Genomic DNA, 17,777 nt, shown 5'->3' with positions numbered 1-17,777 from the left:
GATGGCCCGCTTCCCCTCGGTGGGCGAGCAGTTCGGCGACTACCGCATCACGGGCACGCTCGGCCGCGGCGGCATGGGCGTGGTCTTCGCCGCCGAGCAGCGCGGCCTGGCGCGCACCGTGGCCCTCAAGGTGCTGGCCCCCGAGCTCGCGGAGCAGCCGGACTACCGGCGGCGGTTCGCCCACGAGGCGTCCGTGCTGGCCCGGCTCGACTCGCCGCACATCATCCAGGTCTACGACCACGGCGAGCAGGACGGCTGCCTCTACATCGCCACCCAGTACGTCGCCGGCGGCGACCTCAGCGAGGCCATGCGTCGCCACGGCGCGGTCCCGACCGCCCCTGCCGCCCACATCGCCGCGCAGGTCGCCTGGGCGCTGGCCGACGCGCACGCGGCCGGGATCGTGCACCGCGATCTCAAGCCCAGCAACGTCCTGCTGCGCAACGTCGACGGCGCCGACGTCTTCGCCTACCTCTGCGACTTCGGCATCGCCCAGGACCGCAGCCCGGGCCTCACCGCACCGGGCGCGGTCGCCGGCACCTTCGCCTACCTCGCGCCCGAGCGCCTGCGCGGGGAGCCGGCCACGCCGAGCGCCGACCTCTACGCCCTGGGCTGCGTCCTGTGGACCGCCCTGACCAACTCCACGCCGTACGCCGGCAGCGACGTGCAGATCGGCATGAGCCACCTCAGCGACCCGGTGCCGCAGCTGGCGCCCACCTCGCCGGTCGCCCGGGCCGTCAACGACGTGCTGCGGCAGGCCATGGCCAAGGAGCCGGCCCAGCGCTACCCCTCGGCCAACGCGATGCGCAGCGCCCTGCAGGAGCTGGCGCGGCTCGCGCAGACGACCCCGCACCCGCCGCTGGTCCCCGACCGGGCGACCTCCCCCGGCCCCCCGCCGCCTGCGCCGCCGCGGTCCCAGCCCTCGCACCCCTCCCAGCCCTCGGCGCCGCGACCGGCGTACCCCGCTCAGCCGTCGCACCCGTCGCATCCGGCCGCACCGACGATGCTGCCGTTCCGCCCACCGCCGCCGGCACCGAAGCGGCACCGCACCGCGCTGGTCGTGGGGGCCGTCGTCGCCGCGGTGGTCCTCATCGCGGGGACCGTCGCCGCGGTCGCCACGCGCGGCCCGGGTGACGACCCGAGCACCACCTCGACCTCCTCCTCCGAGCCGACGGCCTCGGACCCCACGACCGAGCCGACCGAGCCGACCGAGCCGATGCCACCGTCGGTCACGGCGCCGACCTACAGCCCTACGCCGCCCCCGCCGCCGCCGACGAGCACGGGACCCACGCCGACGTACCCGGCCGTGCCGCCCGCCACCGGGATCAAGCTGCAGGTAGGCAGGGCGGAGATGCGCGCGCCGGCCGGCTGGGGCCGGGTCACCCAGACCAACATCCCCAACGGCGTCGGGTCGCGCGACTACTCCGACTACGAGGGCTACTACTCCTCGGTCTTCCTCGAGCGCACGGAGCCGGTCTTTCCGCTGGAGTCGCTCAGCCTGCTCGAGATCGTCGCCATGGCCGCCGTGGAGTCCCTCGCCGAGAAGAACGCCGACATCGAGCTCGTGGCCAAGGACGAGCTCCCGGCCGGCTGGCTCGACGGCGCCCAGGCCGCCCGGGTGCGTGGCGTCTACAAGAACACCGGGACCGGGCTCTACTTCGCCGAGGAGTCCTGGTTCGTGCAGAAGGGCAAGTTCCTCTACCGGCTGACCTTCCAGCACAGCCGCGCCGACAGCCTCGAGGAGCGGCGGGCCGACATCGATCCGGTGGTCGTGTCCTTCCGCTGGCGCTAGGCGCCGGCGTCGCCCTCGTCGGTCGAGCGGAAAGGGGAAAGGCCCCCAGTCTGTGACCGGGGGCCTTCCTGTGGTGCTGTGCTGCGATCGGACTGAGTCTCGACACGCCCTCGCACCTGGCTTGGTGCGAGCAAGCTCGCACCAGGGGGGCTAGAAGTCCATGCCGCCCATGCCGCCGGTCGGGTCGCCGCCGCCCATGGGCGCCGCCTTCTCCGGCTTGTCGGCCACGACGGCCTCGGTGGTGAGGAAGAGCGCCGCGATGGAGGCGGCGTTCTGCAGCGCCGAGCGCGTGACCTTCGCCGGGTCGATGATGCCCTCGGCGATCATGTCGACGTACTCGCCCGTGGCCGCGTTGAGGCCCTGACCGGAAGGCAGGTTGCGCACCTTCTCGGCCACGACGCCGCCCTCGAGGCCGGCGTTGATGGCGATCTGCTTGAGCGGGGCCTCGGTCGCGACGCGCACGATGTTGGCACCGGTCGCCTCGTCACCCTTGAGGTCCAGCTTGTCGAACGCGACGACCGCGGCCTGCACGAGCGCCACGCCGCCACCGGCGACGATGCCCTCCTCGACGGCCGCCTTCGCGTTGCGAACGGCGTCCTCGATGCGGTGCTTGCGCTCCTTGAGCTCGACCTCGGTGGCCGCGCCGACCTTGATGACCGCCACGCCGCCGGCCAGCTTGGCCAGGCGCTCCTGCAGCTTCTCGCGGTCGTAGTCGGAGTCCGACTTCTCGATCTCGGCGCGGATCTGGTTGACCCGGCCCGCGATCTGGTCGGCGTCGCCCGAGCCCTCGACGATGGTGGTCTCGTCCTTGGTGATGACGACCTTGCGGGCCTGGCCGAGCAGCTCGATGCCGGTCGACTCGAGCTTGAGGCCGACCTCCTCCGAGATGACCTGGCCGCCGGTCAGGATCGCGATGTCCTGCAGCATGGCCTTGCGGCGGTCACCGAAGCCCGGGGCCTTGACGGCGACGGACTTGAAGGTGCCGCGGATCTTGTTGACGACCAGCGTGGACAGAGCCTCGCCGTCGACGTCCTCGGCGAGGATCAGCAGCGGCTTGCCGGACTGCATGACCTTCTCGAGGAGCGGCAGCAGGTCCTTGACCGAGGAGATCTTCTGGTTGGCGATGAGGATGTAGGGGTCCTCGAGGACCGTCTCCATGCGCTCGGGGTCGGTCACGAAGTAGGCCGAGATGTAGCCCTTGTCGAACCGCATGCCCTCGGTCAGCTCCAGGTCGAGGCCGAACGTGTTCGACTCCTCGACGGTGATGACGCCTTCCTTGCCGACCTTGTCCATCGCCTCGGCGATGATCTCGCCGACGGTGGTGTCCGCGGCGGAGATCGACGCGGTGGACGCGATCTGGGCCTTGGTCTCGATCTCGACGGCCATGGCGGAGAGCTGCTCGGACACGGCGTCCACCGCGGCCTCGATGCCCCGCTTGAGGCCCATCGGGTTGGCGCCGGCGGCGACGTTGCGCAGGCCCTCGCGGACCATCGCCTGGGCCAGGACGGTCGCCGTGGTGGTGCCGTCACCGGCCACGTCGTCGGTCTTCTTGGCAACTTCCTTGACGAGCTCGGCCCCGATCTTCTCGTACGGGTCCTCCAGCTCGATCTCCTTGGCGATGCTCACGCCATCGTTGGTGATGGTGGGCGCGCCCCACTTCTTCTCGAGCACGACGTTGCGGCCCTTGGGACCGAGGGTGACCTTGACGGCGTCTGCGAGCGTGTTCATGCCACGCTCGAGGCCGCGCCGGGCCTCCTCGTTGAAAGCGATCAGCTTCGACATATCTGCTGCGATCCTTCGCACTTCAGAGCTGTGGACGGACCGGTTCGCTGCCCGCGACGGACGATCAGGCTGCCCGGCGAACCCTTCTCGCCGGCGCTTCGGACCTCAGCTCCCCGGTCCGGGGAAAATTGTCACTCTCATGTGGAGAGTGCCAACCTCATGTTTAGCACTCGGGCAAGGCGAGTGCAAACAACTGGGCGCGCCCTGGCGCGATGCCCGTGCCGCCTCCGCGCGTCAGCCGGTCGGCAGCGACCAGCTGGCCACATAGGACTCCTGGCCGGCGACCCAGCCGATGATTCTCGAGACCTGGCGCACGTCGCCGCTGCCGACCCGCCAGGCCAGCACCCGAGCGTCCTCCTGGCGGGACTCGAAGAGCACCGTGCCTGAGGCAGCCCAGCCGACGACCGGGCAACAGCCCTTCCAGCGCTCGGAGCGAGCGTCGAAGACCAACACCTGGGGCTCTTTGCCGACGACGGCGACCACCGCGTCCCTCCCGTCCGAGAGGAAGTGGCTCTGTGCCATCGCGCGGGAGCTCGACCTCAGCGGCCCGAACGGCTCGCCGTCCGCAGCGCCGGGCCAGGCCAGGCCCAGTGACTTCACCATCGAGGGCACCGGCTCGCTGCCGTTGACGCCGTAGGACGTGCCGGAGAGGGCGCCGAGGCTCTCGGGCACCCAGATCTCGGAGTCCGTGAGCCAGATGGCACCTTCGGCGAGGAACGGGGGCGTGGCGATGCTCGTCCACTCACCGGTCGCGAAGTCGTAGACCTCGAGCGAGCGCTCCTGGACGAAGAAGGCGCGACGCCCTCCTGGCGACAGGCTCTCCGACGTGAGCGCGGACCCGACGTTGCCACCCGCGTCCGCGACCCGCTCGAGCACGCCCTCGACCGGCACGGCGTAGGACGACCCGTCGGCGCCGACGGCGACGACCCGCGACAGGTCACCGTCGGGCCAGACCCCGAGCACGCCCACGGCCCGGCCGATCCCGGCCGCCGTGGGGGCGCCGGACGACAGGTCGATCTCCTCCGGCAGCCCCGTGCCCACCAGCCGCGGGAGGTCCGCCTCCTCCCCCGGTCGCGGCCCCACCCACACCGGCGCGCCGGCGTAGCGCGCGTCGGGCTCCGAGGAGGTCGGCCGCGGATCGGGCTCGGCGGTCGGGCCGGGCGTCGGTGCGGGCGTCGTCGTCGAGAGGTCGGCTGGACGGCCGGCGGGCTCGTCGAGCACGCTCACCCCGACGGTCACCGCCAGCGCCGCTGCCGCCGTACCGCCCACGACGGCGATGCCGCGCCGCCGTCGGATCCGCTGCCCGTGGCGCCAGGCGGCCGCCGACAGGTCGTGGGTGGTCACGTCGGAGACCTGGTCGTGCAGGAGGTCGCGCAGCCTGTCGGTGGTCATCCCAGCTCCTGGAGCAGCTCGGCGAGCTCGGGTGCGGTCTCACGCAATCGGCGGAGGGAGAGATGGGTCTGGCTCTTGACGGTGCCGACGCTCACGCCGAGCGCCTCGGCGGTCTCGCGCTCCGACAGGTCGTCGTAGTAGCGGAGGACGACGACGGCCCGCTGCCGCGGGGTCAGCGCGGCGAAGGCACCGTCGAGCAGCCGGCGGGTGTCGACGGCGCCGTAGCCGTCCGTGGCATCGGTGCGGTCGGGCACGTCGGAGACGAGCTCGCGGCGGTGCTTGCGCCACCACGAGATGTTGGCGCGCACGATCACCTGCCGGGCGTAGGCCTCGGGGTTGCCTGCACGGAGCCGGCGCCAGCGCACGGCCACCTTGGTCAGCGCCTCCTGGACCAGGTCCTCGGCGCGGTGGTGGTCCCCGGTGAGGAGTATGGCGGTCCGCAGCAGCGCGAGCTGCCGCTCGCGCGCCCAGCGCGTGAAGGCCTCCTGGTCGTCCATGCCCCTCCTTCCCGTCGCCCCTCGACACCCATCAAACGCTCGGCGGCGGGCAAAGGTTGGAGGACGGCGCTAGAGCCGGGCCGCGACCGCGTCGGCGAAGAGGCCGCCGTTGGCGGGCCGGACGTCCAGGTAGAGACCCGGCTCGGTGACCTCGACCTCGCTGACCATCAGCCCGCCCTCGTGGCGAAGCAGGTCGATGCGGGCGTAGACGAGCTCGCGATCGAGGATCTTGGCCGAGGCACCGACCGCGTCCAGGGCGATCCGCGTCGCCTCCTCCGACAGCGGGGTGTCGTGGCTGCTTCCGCCGTACTCCTCGTGCACCCGGACATCCCCGTTCCCTGCGACCTTGCGCACCTGGGCGACCGGGCGTCCGTCGATGACGAAGACCGACACCTCGCCCTCCTCGCGCACCGAGGGCACCAGCGGCTGCACGACCCAGGCGCCGGGGTCGGAGGGCGACGACCACGCGTCCAGGTCGTCGACCACGACCAGGCCGCGCCCGCCGGCGCCGACGCGCGGCTTCACGACCGCCGGCCGGACCCGGGCCACGGCCGCGCGCAGGTCCTGCGCGGTCGACGGCACCTCCGTGGGCACCACGGGCACCCGACCGTCCCGGGCGAGCTCGACGAGGTAGGCCTTGTCGGTGTTCCAGCGGAAGACGTCGACGCCGTGCAGCAGCCTCGGACCGACCGCTTCGGCCCAGGCCAGGAAGCCCGCCAGGCGGTCCTCGTAGTCCCACGTCGAACGGACCGCCACCAGGGACGCCTCGCCCCAGTCCACGGCCGGGTCGTCCCAGACGGCCCAGCGGCTGCGGATGCCGCGCTCCGCGAACGCCGCGTCGAGCGCGGCGTGCCCGGGCTCGCCCTCAGCGTGGGCGCGGTCGGTGGCCAGCAGGACGAGCGGGGCGGTCATGCGGAAAAGACTGTCATCCCTGTCGATCGCGGCGTGCCTCGCCCGTCATCGAGGTGTCAGAATCCGAGAGCGACGAAGTGAGAGGTCCCCATGACCCAGAGCAGCATCACGTACGTCATCCTCCTGCCGGGCGACGAGTCCGCCTGGGAGGCGGCGTCCGAGGAGGAGAGGCAGGCGGTCTACGCCGTGCACCAGGAGTTCTCGGAGGCCCTGGAGGCGCGCGGTCACACGATCACCGGCGGACTCGAGCTCGGCCCCTCGCGGGAGGCACGCACCCTGCGCACCGACGCGGACGGCTCGATGACGGTCACGGACGGCCCCTACGCCGAGGCGGCCGAGCAGCTGACGGGCTTCTACGTCGTGGAGTCCTCCGACCTCGACGACCTGGTCGACGTGTGCCGGATCCTCGGCCGCGGCGAGGGCGCCATCGAGATCCGCGCGAAGGCGTCGTCATGAGGTTCCTGGTGCTGATGGCCGAGGAGGACCACTTCGCCCGCTGGGACGCGGCCGACGAGGCCGAGCGCCAGGCGGTGTTCGAGTGCTTCCAGGCGTTCGACGCGGCTGTGAAGCAGCGCGGCACGATCGTCGCGGGTGAGGCTCTCGCGTCACCGGCGGAGGCGAGGACCGTCCGTCCCGGCCCGGGCCGGGCCGTCACCGACGGGCCCTACGCCGAGACCGTCGAGCAGACCGGCGGCTTCTACCTCGTGGACCTGCCGTCGCACGAGGCCGCGGTCGAGGCCGCCGCACTGCTGCCGCCGGCGTACACCGTCGAGGTGCGCCCCGTCCTGGACGTGGTCTTCGACTGAGCGCCTCCGACGACGCTCTCGAGGTGGCCCTCGGGCGAGCGCTGCGCGACGAGTGGGGGCGCCTGCTCGCCCTTCTCGTCGCGCGGTACCGGCGCCTGGACCTGGCCGAGGACGGCCTCGCCGACGCCTTCGAGGCGGCTGCACGCACCTGGCCCGCGGGCGGCGTACCGGGCAACCCGGCGGCGTGGCTGCTGACCGCCGCTCGCCGGCGCATCCTCGACCGGCTCCGCGCCGAGGCCGTCGCGGCGCGCACGCTGCCGCTGCTGGCCGTCGAGGCCGACCTGAGGAGGGAGGCACAGCGCGTCATGGCCGATCCCGGCGTGTCCGCCGCGCTCGCCGACGAGCGCCTGCGGCTGGTGCTCCTCTGCGCCCACCCCGACCTGCCTCCCGAGGCGGCCGCCGCCTTGTCCCTGCGCCTGGTCCTCGGCGTGTCCACGGCCGACATCGCCCGCCTCTTCCTGGTGAGCACGCCCACCATGGCGGCTCGCCTCACGCGCGCCCGCAAGCGTCTCGCCGGCGCGTCCTTCGGGCTGCCGAGCGGCACCGAGCTCGACCGCCGCCTGGCCGGCGTGCGCGACGTCGCCTACCTGGCCTTCACCGCCGGCTACGCGCCCGGCTCGGGCGCCGACGTGCTGCGCGCGGACGTGGCCGCGGAGGCCATCCGGCTGGCCAGGGTCGTCCGCGAGCTGGCGCCGGGCCGCGACGCCGACGCGCTGCTCGCGCTGATGCTGGTCCAGCACTCGCGCCGCGACGCGCGGGTCGTGGACGGCGAGCTGGTGCTGCTGCCGGAGCAGGACCGCAGCCGATGGCACCACGACGAGGCCGCGGAGGGGCTGGCCCTGCTGGTCCCGCTCGCCCAAGGTCCCGCCACGCCGCTGCTCCTGCAGGCCCTCATCGCCGGCGAGCACGCGATCGCGGCGCGGCCCGAGGACACCGCCTGGCCGCGCGTCGTGCGGCACTACGACGAGCTGCTGGCGCTCACCGACACCCCGGTCGTCCGGCTCAACCGCGCGGTCGCCGTCGCGGAGGCGGACGGGCCGCTGGCCGGTCTGGCCGCGCTGGAGGGCCTGCGGTTGGCCGGCCACCGCCTGCCCGCCGTACGCGCCGAGCTGCTGGCGCGTGCCGGGCGCCCCGACGCCGCCCGCGCGGCGTACGACGACGCGCTGGCGGCGTGCGACCACGAGGCCGAGCGCCGGCACCTGCGGCGCCGGCGCGACGGGCTCAGCCGCCCGCGACCGCCGGGATGACCGAGACCTGGGTGCCGTCGGGGGTGGGGGTCGCCAGGTCGTTCAGGAAGCGCACGTCGTCGTTGCCGACGTAGACGTTGACGAAGCGGCGCAGCGCGCCGTTGTCGTCGAGGATGCGCGCCTTGATGCCGACGTAGGAGCTCTCCAGGTCGTCCAGCACCTCGGCGAGCGTGGCCCCCTGGGCGGTGACCTCGGACTCGCCGCCGGTGTAGGTGCGCAAGATGGTGGGGACGCGGACGGAAACGCTCACGGGTGGGGCTCCTGGTTCGGTGGGGCGGGGCTCAGGCCAGGCCGGTCTTGACGAACGCGGCGTACGACGGGTCGATGGTGGCGGCGGGACCGACGGAGTCGGCGACCGCGTCGAGCGTCTTGAGGCCGTGGCCGGTGTTGATGACGACGGTCTCGAGGGTGGGGTCGAGCTGGCCGCTCTCGACGAGCTTCTTCAGGACGCCGACGGTGGTGCCCCCGGCGGTCTCGGTGAAGATGCCCTCGGTGCGGGCCAGCAGCACGATGCCGTCGCGGACCTCGTCGTCGGTGATGTCCTCGACGGCACCACCTGTCTCGCGGCAGATGTCGAGCACGTAGATGCCGTCGGCGGGGTTGCCGATCGCCAGGCTCTTGGCGATGGTGTCGGGCTTGACCGGGCGGATCGCGTCGGTGCCGGCCTTGTACGCGGTCGAGACCGGCGAGCAGCCCTCTGCCTGGGCGCCGAACACCTTGTAGGGCTTGTCCTCGACCAGGCCGAGCTTGACGAGCTCCTGGAAGGCCTTGTGCACCTTGGTCAGCTGCGAGCCGGAGGCGACCGGGATGACGATCTGGTCGGGCAGGCGCCAGCCAAGCTGCTCGGCGATCTCGTAGCCCAGGGTCTTGGAGCCCTCGGCGTAGTAAGGGCGGACGTTGACGTTGACGAACGCCCACCCGTCCTCCTCGCCGGCGATCTCGGAGGCGAGCTTGTTGACGTCGTCGTAGTTGCCGTTGACGGCGACCAGGGACTCGGTGAAGACCGCGGAGTTGACCTGCTTGGGCTTCTCCAGGTTGCTGGGGATGAAGACGACGGTCTTGATCCCGGCCCGCGCGCCGGCCGCGGCCACCGCGTTGGCGAGGTTGCCGGTGCTCGGACAGGCGAACACCTTCGAGTGGAACTCGGTGGCCGCGCTCAGCGCGCAGGCGACGACGCGGTCCTTGAAGGAGTTGGTGGGGTTGGTGCTGTCGTCCTTGACCCACAGGGTCTCGATGCCCAGCTCGCGACCGAGGTTGCGGGCCCGCAGCAGCCGGGTGAACCCCGGCTCCATGTTGGGGCTCTGCTCGATGTCGGTCGGCACCGGCAGCAGCGCCTTGTAGCGCCAGATGTTGCGCGGGCCGGCCTCGATCTCCTCGCGCGTGACGACCGGGAAGTCGTAGGCGATCTCGAGGGGGCCGAAGCACTCCATGCACGCGTAGTGCGGGCCGAGCTCGACCTCGTGGCCGCACTCGCGGCAGGTGAGGGCCCGCGCGTTGCCGAAGGCGCCCTCGCGGATGCCGGGGGTGCTGCCCGGGGTGGTGCCGGTGACGTGCTCGGCGATGACGGCGCTCATGGATCCTCCTTCTCATCTTCCCCGGCACGTACCTCGCGCCGGGACGGAATTAGCACCGTTTCCGCGACTGCGCGATGGCAGGGAGCACGCGGCGGTTGCCGGGACTTCACTGGGCCGTACCCTCAGTCCCTCTTGATGAGCTGGTGGAAACAGTACGGGCCGCGTCTCACGATGCGCACGCCGGGTCCGGATGCTGGACCTCCTGCCCACGTCGTGAGAGCGCCCGCCTCGTCCCGATCGACCCGTCCCACTGCACGCCGCGACCGCTGAGGGTCAGGCGGCGGCGGTGTGCACCGCCTCCTGCGGCGCCAGGGCGCCCTTGATCACGTCGAGCACGTCGCCGACCACGTGGACGGTGACCGTGTCGAGCACGTCGGCCGGGACGTCGTCCAGGTCAGGCTCGTTGCGCAGCGGCACGAACACCTCGCTCAGGCCGTGGCGCTGCGCGGCCAGCAGCTTCTGCTTGAGCCCGCCGATGGGCAGGACCCGGCCGTTGAGCGTGACCTCGCCGGTCATGCCGACCTCGGAGCGCACCGGTCGCCCGGTCGCGAGCGAGGTCAGGGCGGTCACCATGGTGATCCCGGCCGACGGGCCGTCCTTGGGCGTCGCACCTGCGGGGACGTGCACGTGGATCGCCCGGTCGAAGAAGCTCGCGTCGACGCCGAGGTCGGCCGCGTGGGCCCGCACGAACGACAGCGCGATCTGGGCCGACTCCTTCATGACGTCGCCGAGCTGGCCGGTCAGCGTCAGGCCGGCCGCGCCGTCGTGCGCCGACGCCTCGATGAAGAGGACGTCCCCGCCGAGCCCGGTCACGGCCAGCCCGGTCGCGACTCCGGGCACCGAGGTCCGCTCGTGGGACTCGGGAGTGAACCGCGGGCGCCCGACCAGCTCCTTGAGATCCGGCACGTCGATCGAGACCGTGGCCGCGTCGGTCGTCGCGAGCCGGGTCGCCGCCTTGCGCAGCGCCTTGGCGATCAGCCGCTCCATCTGCCGCACTCCCGCCTCGCGGGTGTAGTCGGCCGCGAGCTCGTGCAGGGCGGCGTCGGTGACCGTCACCTCGTCGGCCGTCAGCGCGGCCCGCTCCAGCTGGCGCGGCAGCAGGAAGTCGCGGGCGATCGCGACCTTGTCGTCCTCGGTGTAGCCGTCGAGGGTGACCAGCTCCATGCGGTCCAGCAGGGCGCCGGGGATCTGCTCGACGACGTTGGCCGTCGCGATGAACAGCACGTCGGACAGGTCCAGGTCGAGCTCGAGGTAGTGGTCGCGGAACGTGTGGTTCTGCGCCGGGTCGAGCACCTCGAGCAGCGCCGCGGCGGGGTCGCCGCGGTAGTCGGCACCGACCTTGTCGACCTCGTCGAGCAGCACGACCGGGTTCATCGAGCCGGACTCCTTGATGGCGCGCACGATGCGGCCCGGGAGCGCTCCGACGTACGTGCGCCGGTGGCCGCGGATCTCGGCCTCGTCGCGAACGCCGCCGAGTGCGACCCGCACGAAGTTGCGCCCCAGCGCCCGGGCGACGGACTCGCCGAGCGAAGTCTTGCCGACTCCCGGCGGGCCGGCGAGCAGGATCACGGCGCCGGAGCCGCGGCCGCCGACGACCTCGAGGCCGCGGGAGGCGCGCCGCGCGCGCACGGCGAGATACTCCACGATCCGCTCCTTGACCTCCTCCAGCCCGTGGTGGTCGGCGTCGAGCACGGCCCGGGCGGCGACCACGTCGGTGCTGTCCTCGGTGCGCACCGACCAGGGCAGGTCGAGCACGGTGTCCAGCCAGGTGCGGATCCAGGAGGTCTCGGGGCTCTGGTCGCTGGACCGCTCCAGCTTGTCGACCTCCCGCAGCAGCGACTGGCCCACACCGTCGGGCACGCCCCGCTCGATCAGGGCCTCGACGCGCGCGCGGTAGTCGTCCGAGCCGTCGGGCTCGCCCTCCCCCAGCTCCTTCCGGATGGCGGCGAGCTGCTGGCGCAGCAGGTACTCGCGCTGGGTCTTCTCCATCCCCTCACGCACGTCGGCACCGATCTTGTCGGTCAGCTCGGCCTCGGCGAGGTACTCCCGCGTCCACGCGATCACCGTCTCCAGCCGCCGTTCCAGATCGGGGGTCTCGAGCAGCTCGCGCTTCTGCTCGTCGCTGAGGTAGGGCGCATAGCCGGCCGCGTCGGCGATCGCACTCGGGTCGGTCATCCGGTGCACCGAGTCGATCACCTGCCAGGCCTCGCGGCGCTGGAGCACGGCCACGACCAGGCGCTTGTACTCCTCGGCGAGCTCGCGGACGTGGTCCGTCACGACCTCCTCGACCGGCTCCGCCTCGACCCACAGCGCGGCGCCGGGACCGGTGACCCCGGCCCCGATCCGGGCCCGGGTCTCGGCGCGCAGCACCGCGGCGGGCGCCCCGCCCGCGAGCTTGCCGACCCGGTCGACGGTGGCCACCACGCCGTACGAGGCGTAACGGTCCTCCAGCCTCGGGGCCACCAGCAGCCGGTTCTCGCTGCCGGCGCGCGCGGCGTCGACCGCAGCCTGCGCGGCCTCGTCGAGCTCGATGGGGACGACCATGCCGGGCAGCACGACGAGGTCGCTGACGAACAGCACAGGCAGATTGGTCACGGACATGGGGCGCCTCTTTCGAAGGAGAGATCAAAGGTTGAGCGTGATCGACTCAACCTCCGGCCCGCACTCGGTGTTCCGCTGTTCGTCGTGAGCGAACGCCGGGGGCGACACGCGTGAGTTTCACCGGGTGGCCGGTGAAACTCACGCCTCCCTGACAAAGCTTCGTACAGGAGGCGCGAGTTTCGTGCCTGCCGTGGTGCGGGGGTGCCCGACGATGACGCAGGGGCCTGCGCGATGTCCGTACGCGCCCATCGACCCAGCAGTCACAAGATTCACCGGGCGCCCGGTGAATCTCCCACCCGCTACGCCCGCTACGCCCGCAGCGCCGCCGCGTCGTCGGCGAGCTGGCGCAGCAGCTCCATGACGCCCTCAGGGCCGTGGACGACGACGTCGGCGAGGTCCATGAGGCGGTTCTCCTCGTCGGAGGCGGAGCAGACGAGGAGCGTGGCCAGGCCCTGCTTGTCGAGGGTGGCGACCGCCTCGAAGGCCTCGACGTCGCCGAGGTCGTCGCCGGCGAAGAGGAAGCCGCCCGCGCCGAGCTCCTCGACCAGCCGCTCGACGACCACGCCCTTGTGGATGCCGTCGGAGCGGACCTCGATCACCTGGCGGCCCGGCTCGACCACCAGGTCGTGGCGCGCGGCCAGTTCCTGGATCTCGGGTAGCAGCCGGCGAAATGCGGCCTCGGGGTCGGGCAGTCGGCGGGTGTGGACGGCCACCGAGAGGACCTTGTCCTCGAGGTGCGCGTCGGCCGCCTCAGCGCGGCGCAGCACACGGGGCAGCTCGCGTTCGAAGCTCGCCAGGCCGGCGGGCGGGCGGGGGCCGATGACGCGCCGGTTGGTGGAGCTCCAGCGCTCGTTGCCGTACTGCCCGAACAGGTACAGCTCCTTGCCGGCGTCGCCGATCGCGTTGCCGACCTCCTCCAAGCCACCCAGGTCGAGCGCCTGTCGCGCCGGGCGACCGGTGATCACGGCGACCGCGGCCACCTGCAGGGCCAGGTCGAGCAGCACCTGGGGGGCATCTGGGTGGATGTGCGCCTGCGAGGGGTCCTCGACGATCGGCGACAGGGTGCCGTCGAAGTCGAGCCCGACGATGGTCTCGGCCGCGGCCCGCACGAGGGCGGCGTACTTCTGCTCGCCGGTAGTCGAGGTGAACTCCACGCCTCAACCCAACCATGCCCCCCACCTGGGGTGAGCAGGAGTCCTGCTTACTGCGACCCCGAGGCCGGCGTCGGCCCGGCCGGCTCGAGAGGTTCCTCGACGCGGCCGGTCGCCCGAGCTAGCGCAGCTCGCCGGTCAGGATGACCGTGAGCCGGTCGAGTCGCATCGGGTCGACGGCGAGGGCCGTGCGCCCGATGCCGAGGTCCAGGGCCAGCAGCTCGGCGGCCGCCTTGAGCCGCTGGGGGTAGAAGACGGTGTTGCCGTTGACCGAGCCGACCCAGTTGTCGGTGCCGACGACCTGCCATCCGGCGTCGGTGGCGCGGCTCCCGACCTGGCCGGCGAGGCCGGTGATGCCGGAGTTGTTGTAGACCTCGACGTAGGTCTTGCCCCGCTCGACGACCGGCTTGGGCTTGGACTTCGGCTTGGGGGTGGGCTGCGCGCTGGGCGTGGGTGAGACCGACGGCTCCCCCGAGGAGGCGACGACCTCCCGCTCGGTGGGCTCGGCGCCGCGGGTGGCGAGGAAGGCGACGGCCGCCATGGCCACGGCGAGGATGCTGAGCATCACCACCGGCGACGGGAAGACCACCCCGCGCTCGTCGCGGCGACGGGCACGCACGGTCAGACCTCGAAGCCGAGGCGGCGGGCGGAGCGCTGGCGCTGGCGCTGCGAGCGCAGTCGGCGCAGACGCCGTACGAGGAGCGGGTCGGCCTCGAGGGCCTCGGGACGGTCGATGAGCGCGTTGAGCACCTGGTAGTAGCGCGTGGAGCTCATGTCGAACTTCTCGCGTACGGCTGTCTCCTTGGCGCCGGCGAACTTCCACCACTGCCGCTCGAACTCGAGGATCTCGCGGTCGCGGTCGCTCAGGGTCGGCGTGGCCCCGGCCTGCTGGCCGTCGAGGGCGTTCGCGGCGTCCATGCGCTGTCTCCCGGTGCGGTGTGTGCGGTGCTCGTCGGGCACCACTGTAGGCGACGAACCACAACGATGTCATTCGCCTCGCGCAAGCGGCTGTCCCCTAGGGTCGGCGCATGGCACGGACGACGCGCTGGGGCATCCTCGCGACCGGCAAGATCGCCCACAAGCTGGCAGCCGATCTGGCCCTCACCCCGGACAACGAGCTGGTCGCCGTGGGCTCGCGGCGGTCGGAGTCGGCGCAGGCGTTCGCGCAACAGTACGGCGTGCCGGCGGCGTACGGATCCTACGAGGAGCTGGTGGCCGACCCGGCCGTCGACGTCGTCTACGTGGCGACCCCGCACGCCCTGCACCTCGAGTGCGCGCGGCTGGCCTTCGCGGCCGGCAAGCACGTCCTGTGCGAGAAGCCGCTGACCCTCAACATCGCCGAGGCGGCGGAGATGGTGCGGCTGGCGCGCGAGCACGACCGGTTCCTGATGGAGGCCATGTGGATGGCCTGCAACCCGGTCATCCGCCGTCTGGGCGACGACATGCGCGCCGGGCGCTTCGGCACCCCCCGCCAGGCCCACGCCGAGCTCGGGTTCCGCGTCGACGAGAGCCCCGAGCACCGCCTACTCAACCCTGACCTCGGCGGCGGCGCCCTGCTCGACATGGGCATCTACCCGCTCACCTTCGCCCATCTCATGCTCGGCCCCGCCGAGGAGCTGACGGCGACGGCCACGCTCTCGGGCCCCTCGGGGTCCGGGGTCGACCTCGACGTCGCCATCACCGGCCGGTACGCCGGCGGGGCGCTCGCGACCATGTGCGCCTCGCTCACGTCGTGGTCGTCGCGGGCGGCCTCGGTCGCCACGGACGAGGGCCGGCTGGAGGTCCCACCGGAGTTCCACCACCCTCGGTACGCCGTCTGGACGCCGGTCGGCGGCGAGCCCGAGCGCATCGAGGCCGGCGAGCCGGTGATCGGCGAGGGCTACGGCAACGAGATCGCCGAGGTCGGCCGGTGCGTCCAGGCGGGCCTGCGCGAGAGCCCCCTCGTCCCCCTCGACCGCACCCTGCTCCTGATGCGGCAGATGGACGACCTACGTCGTCAGGTGGGCGTGCGGTACGCGTCCGACTGAGCGGGCAGGTTTATCAGCATCTGCTGATAAACCTGACCTTCTGGGCCAGAACAACGCCCCAGAAGCGCCTGAAAATGCCCAGAGGCGCTGCTGGAGTACGGCCCGACCGCCCCGACACCCGTGCCGGACCAGCCGGACAGCGCATAGGGTTGGGCCCGTGCCCGCGGACCTCGTGATCGTCGCCAACCGGCTCCCCGTCGACCGGGTGGAGCAGAGTGACGGGACGCCGGGGTGGCGTGGCTCCCCCGGCGGCCTGGTGACCGCGATCGAGCCGGTGATGCGGGCCAACGACGGCACCTGGATCGGCTGGCCCGGTGGCACGGAGACCGAGCTGGAGCCGTTCGAGTTCGAGGGCATGCACCTGGTGCCGATGACCATGACGGCCAAGGAGATCGAGCTCTTCTACGAGGGCTTCTCCAACGCCACGATCTGGCCGCTCTACCACGACCTGGTCGCCAAGCCGGAATTCCACCGGGAGTGGTGGGACGCCTATGTGGCGGTCAACCGGCGCTTCGCGGAGAAGGCGGCCGCGCTGGCCAACAAGGGCGCGACGGTCTGGGTCCACGACTACCAGCTGCAGCTGGTCCCGCAGATGCTGCGCGAGCTGCGCCCCGACCTGCGCATCGGCTTCTACCTGCACATCCCCTTCCCGCCGGCCGAGCTGTTCCAGCAGCTGCCCTGGCGCCGCCAGATCCTGGAGGGCCTGCTCGGCGCGGACCTGGTCGGCTTCCAGCTGCCGGGCGGCGCGGGCAACTTCGTGCGCCTGGTACGCCAGCGCGTGGGCCACAAGACCCACCGCGACCTGGTCTACCTGCCCGACGGCCGCACGGTGCGCGCCGCGGCGTTCCCGATCTCCATCGACGCCCGCGGCTTCGAGGAGCTCGCCCAGAGCGACTCGGTCGCCGAGCGGGCGAAGGCGATCCGCGAGGCCCTCGGCAACCCACGCCGGATCTTCCTGGGCATCGACCGCCTCGACTACACCAAGGGCATCTACGCCCGCCTGCGCGCGTTCAGCGAGCTCATCAAGGACGGCCACTTCGACGTCGAGGACGCGGTGTTCGTCCAGGTGGCCGTGCCCTCGCGCGAGCAGGTCGAGCAGTACAAGATCCTGCGCGACGAGATCGACCGCCTGGTCGGGCGCATCAACGGCGACCTGGGCCGCATCGGCCGTCCCGCCATCAGCTACCTGCACTCCTCCTACCCGCGTGAGGAGATGGCCGCGCTCTACCGCGCCGCCGACATCATGGTCGTCACGCCCTACCGCGACGGCATGAACCTCGTCGCCAAGGAGTACGTCGCCTGCCGGTTCGAGGACGACGGAGCACTGGTCCTGTCGGAGTTCGCGGGCGCCGCCGACGAGCTGCGCCAGGCCTGGCTGGTCAACCCCTACGACATCAACGCGATGAAGTCCTCCATGCTCGAGGCCTACGGCGCCGACGAGAAGGGGCTGACCAGGCGGATGCGCGCGATGCGCAGGACCATCCGCCAGCACGACGTGGCGGCGTGGGCCGACAGCTTCATGACCGAGCTCGCCGACGTCGACAACACGCACGCCAAGCCGGTCCGGCCCGCCAAGCGCTCGTGACGCTCGAGGTCTCGACCGACCCCGCTCGGCTCGACGTCGGCCTGATCCACCGCTGGCTGTCCGAGGACGCCTACTGGGCCCTCGGCCGCTCGCGCGAGGTCGTCGAGCGCGCGATCGAGGGCTCGCTCAGCTTCGGCGCCTACGACGACGGGCGCCAGGTGGGCTACGCCCGGGTCGTCACCGACCGCGCGACGTTCGCGTGGGTCTGCGACGTCTACGTCGACCGCGCGGCGCGCGGCCACGGCGTCGGCAAGGCGCTCGTGGCCGCGATCGACGCCACGCTGCGCGGCCTCGGCGTACGCCGGGCGATGCTCGCCACCGAGGATGCGCACGCGCTCTATGCCGCCGTCGGCTTCGCGCCCCTCCCCGACCAGCATCGCTGGCTCCTGCGCACCTACGAGCCCTGAGCCCCGG

The 17,777-nt window shown here is 72.3% G+C and carries 17 protein-coding genes and 1 riboswitch; of the genes, 7 read left to right on the top strand and 10 right to left on the bottom strand.

Annotation, left to right across the window (positions count from 1 at the left end; genetic code table 11):
* Position 1: 1 nt before the first annotated feature.
* Positions 2-1,789 carry a serine/threonine-protein kinase gene (locus tag LRP67_RS07225; RefSeq protein ID WP_231269505.1) on the top strand — a complete coding sequence of 596 codons (1,788 nt, stop codon included), beginning with the start codon at positions 2-4 and terminating at the stop codon, positions 1,787-1,789.
* Positions 1,790-1,939: 150 nt separating this feature from the next.
* Here LRP67_RS07225 and groL read toward each other — a convergent pair whose 3' ends face one another.
* The 4 genes from groL to LRP67_RS07205 all read right to left on the bottom strand — a co-directional run bounded on the left by groL (position 1,940) and on the right by LRP67_RS07205 (position 6,372).
* The gene (gene groL / locus LRP67_RS07220) at positions 1,940-3,571 is read right to left on the bottom strand and encodes a chaperonin GroEL (protein ID WP_231269504.1); all 1,632 of its coding nucleotides are present in this window, start codon (positions 3,569-3,571) and stop codon (positions 1,940-1,942) included.
* Between the two features lie 234 nt (positions 3,572-3,805).
* Positions 3,806-4,963 (bottom strand): hypothetical protein, encoded by a 1,158-nt coding sequence (locus LRP67_RS07215; RefSeq protein WP_231269503.1) that lies wholly within the window; start codon positions 4,961-4,963, stop codon positions 3,806-3,808.
* The gene (locus tag LRP67_RS07210; RefSeq protein WP_231269502.1) at positions 4,960-5,460 is read right to left on the bottom strand and encodes a SigE family RNA polymerase sigma factor; all 501 of its coding nucleotides are present in this window, start codon (positions 5,458-5,460) and stop codon (positions 4,960-4,962) included. The genes LRP67_RS07215 and LRP67_RS07210 overlap by 4 nt, the downstream gene beginning before the upstream one ends.
* A gap of 69 nt (positions 5,461-5,529) precedes the next feature.
* On the bottom strand, positions 5,530-6,372 hold the full coding sequence (locus LRP67_RS07205) for a RimK family alpha-L-glutamate ligase (RefSeq protein WP_231269501.1): 843 nt from the start codon (positions 6,370-6,372) through the stop codon (positions 5,530-5,532).
* A gap of 90 nt (positions 6,373-6,462) precedes the next feature.
* Here LRP67_RS07205 and LRP67_RS07200 point away from each other — a divergent pair, with 90 nt between their 5' ends.
* From LRP67_RS07200 to LRP67_RS07190, 3 genes are read left to right on the top strand one after another with little or no spacing between them, the layout of a single operon-like run.
* Positions 6,463-6,828 carry a YciI family protein gene (locus tag LRP67_RS07200; RefSeq protein ID WP_231269500.1) on the top strand — a complete coding sequence of 122 codons (366 nt, stop codon included), beginning with the start codon at positions 6,463-6,465 and terminating at the stop codon, positions 6,826-6,828.
* Positions 6,825-7,178: a YciI family protein gene (locus tag LRP67_RS07195; RefSeq protein ID WP_231269499.1), complete on the top strand. Its 354-nt coding sequence runs from the start codon at positions 6,825-6,827 to the stop codon at positions 7,176-7,178. The genes LRP67_RS07200 and LRP67_RS07195 overlap by 4 nt, the downstream gene beginning before the upstream one ends.
* Before the next feature lie 23 nt (positions 7,179-7,201).
* Positions 7,202-8,425: an RNA polymerase sigma factor gene (locus tag LRP67_RS07190; RefSeq protein ID WP_231269498.1), complete on the top strand. Its 1,224-nt coding sequence runs from the start codon at positions 7,202-7,204 to the stop codon at positions 8,423-8,425.
* Here the strand turns inward: LRP67_RS07190 and LRP67_RS07185 are convergent.
* The 6 genes from LRP67_RS07185 to LRP67_RS07160 all read right to left on the bottom strand — a co-directional run bounded on the left by LRP67_RS07185 (position 8,400) and on the right by LRP67_RS07160 (position 14,669).
* Positions 8,400-8,675 (bottom strand): MoaD/ThiS family protein, encoded by a 276-nt coding sequence (locus LRP67_RS07185; RefSeq protein ID WP_231269497.1) that lies wholly within the window; start codon positions 8,673-8,675, stop codon positions 8,400-8,402. The two genes, LRP67_RS07190 and LRP67_RS07185, sit on opposite strands and share 26 nt — an antisense overlap.
* A gap of 31 nt (positions 8,676-8,706) precedes the next feature.
* The gene (gene thrC / locus LRP67_RS07180; protein ID WP_231269496.1) at positions 8,707-9,999 is read right to left on the bottom strand and encodes a threonine synthase; all 1,293 of its coding nucleotides are present in this window, start codon (positions 9,997-9,999) and stop codon (positions 8,707-8,709) included.
* A 9-nt stretch (positions 10,000-10,008) separates the two neighbouring features.
* Positions 10,009-10,141: riboswitch (SAM riboswitch) on the bottom strand.
* 131 nt (positions 10,142-10,272) lie between these two features.
* Entirely contained in the window at positions 10,273-12,600 is a 2,328-nt protein-coding gene (lon, locus tag LRP67_RS07175) for an endopeptidase La (RefSeq protein ID WP_231269495.1), read from the bottom strand.
* 308 nt (positions 12,601-12,908) lie between these two features.
* The gene (gene otsB / locus LRP67_RS07170) at positions 12,909-13,754 is read right to left on the bottom strand and encodes a trehalose-phosphatase (protein WP_231269494.1); all 846 of its coding nucleotides are present in this window, start codon (positions 13,752-13,754) and stop codon (positions 12,909-12,911) included.
* A 118-nt stretch (positions 13,755-13,872) separates the two neighbouring features.
* The gene (locus LRP67_RS07165; protein WP_231269493.1) at positions 13,873-14,370 is read right to left on the bottom strand and encodes a LytR C-terminal domain-containing protein; all 498 of its coding nucleotides are present in this window, start codon (positions 14,368-14,370) and stop codon (positions 13,873-13,875) included.
* 2 nt (positions 14,371-14,372) lie between these two features.
* Entirely contained in the window at positions 14,373-14,669 is a 297-nt protein-coding gene (locus LRP67_RS07160) for a DUF3263 domain-containing protein (RefSeq protein WP_231244193.1), read from the bottom strand.
* Positions 14,670-14,779: 110 nt separating this feature from the next.
* On the opposite strand from LRP67_RS07160, the gene LRP67_RS07155 reads away from it, so the two are divergent.
* The 3 genes from LRP67_RS07155 to LRP67_RS07145 all read left to right on the top strand — a co-directional run bounded on the left by LRP67_RS07155 (position 14,780) and on the right by LRP67_RS07145 (position 17,770).
* Positions 14,780-15,778 carry a Gfo/Idh/MocA family protein gene (locus LRP67_RS07155; protein WP_231269492.1) on the top strand — a complete coding sequence of 333 codons (999 nt, stop codon included), beginning with the start codon at positions 14,780-14,782 and terminating at the stop codon, positions 15,776-15,778.
* 157 nt (positions 15,779-15,935) lie between these two features.
* Entirely contained in the window at positions 15,936-17,363 is a 1,428-nt protein-coding gene (locus tag LRP67_RS07150; protein ID WP_231269491.1) for a trehalose-6-phosphate synthase, read from the top strand.
* Positions 17,360-17,770, top strand: a complete 411-nt coding sequence (locus tag LRP67_RS07145) for a GNAT family N-acetyltransferase (RefSeq protein WP_231269490.1) — start codon at positions 17,360-17,362, stop codon at positions 17,768-17,770. Before LRP67_RS07150 ends, LRP67_RS07145 begins: the two co-directional genes overlap by 4 nt.
* Positions 17,771-17,777 lie beyond the last annotated feature (7 nt).

It is taken from the genome of Nocardioides sp. cx-169, assembly GCF_021083605.1.
Classification (GTDB): Bacteria; Actinomycetota; Actinomycetes; order Propionibacteriales; family Nocardioidaceae; genus Nocardioides.
Note: the sequence above shows the minus strand (reverse complement) of the source record. Positions and strands in the feature narration are given on the sequence as shown.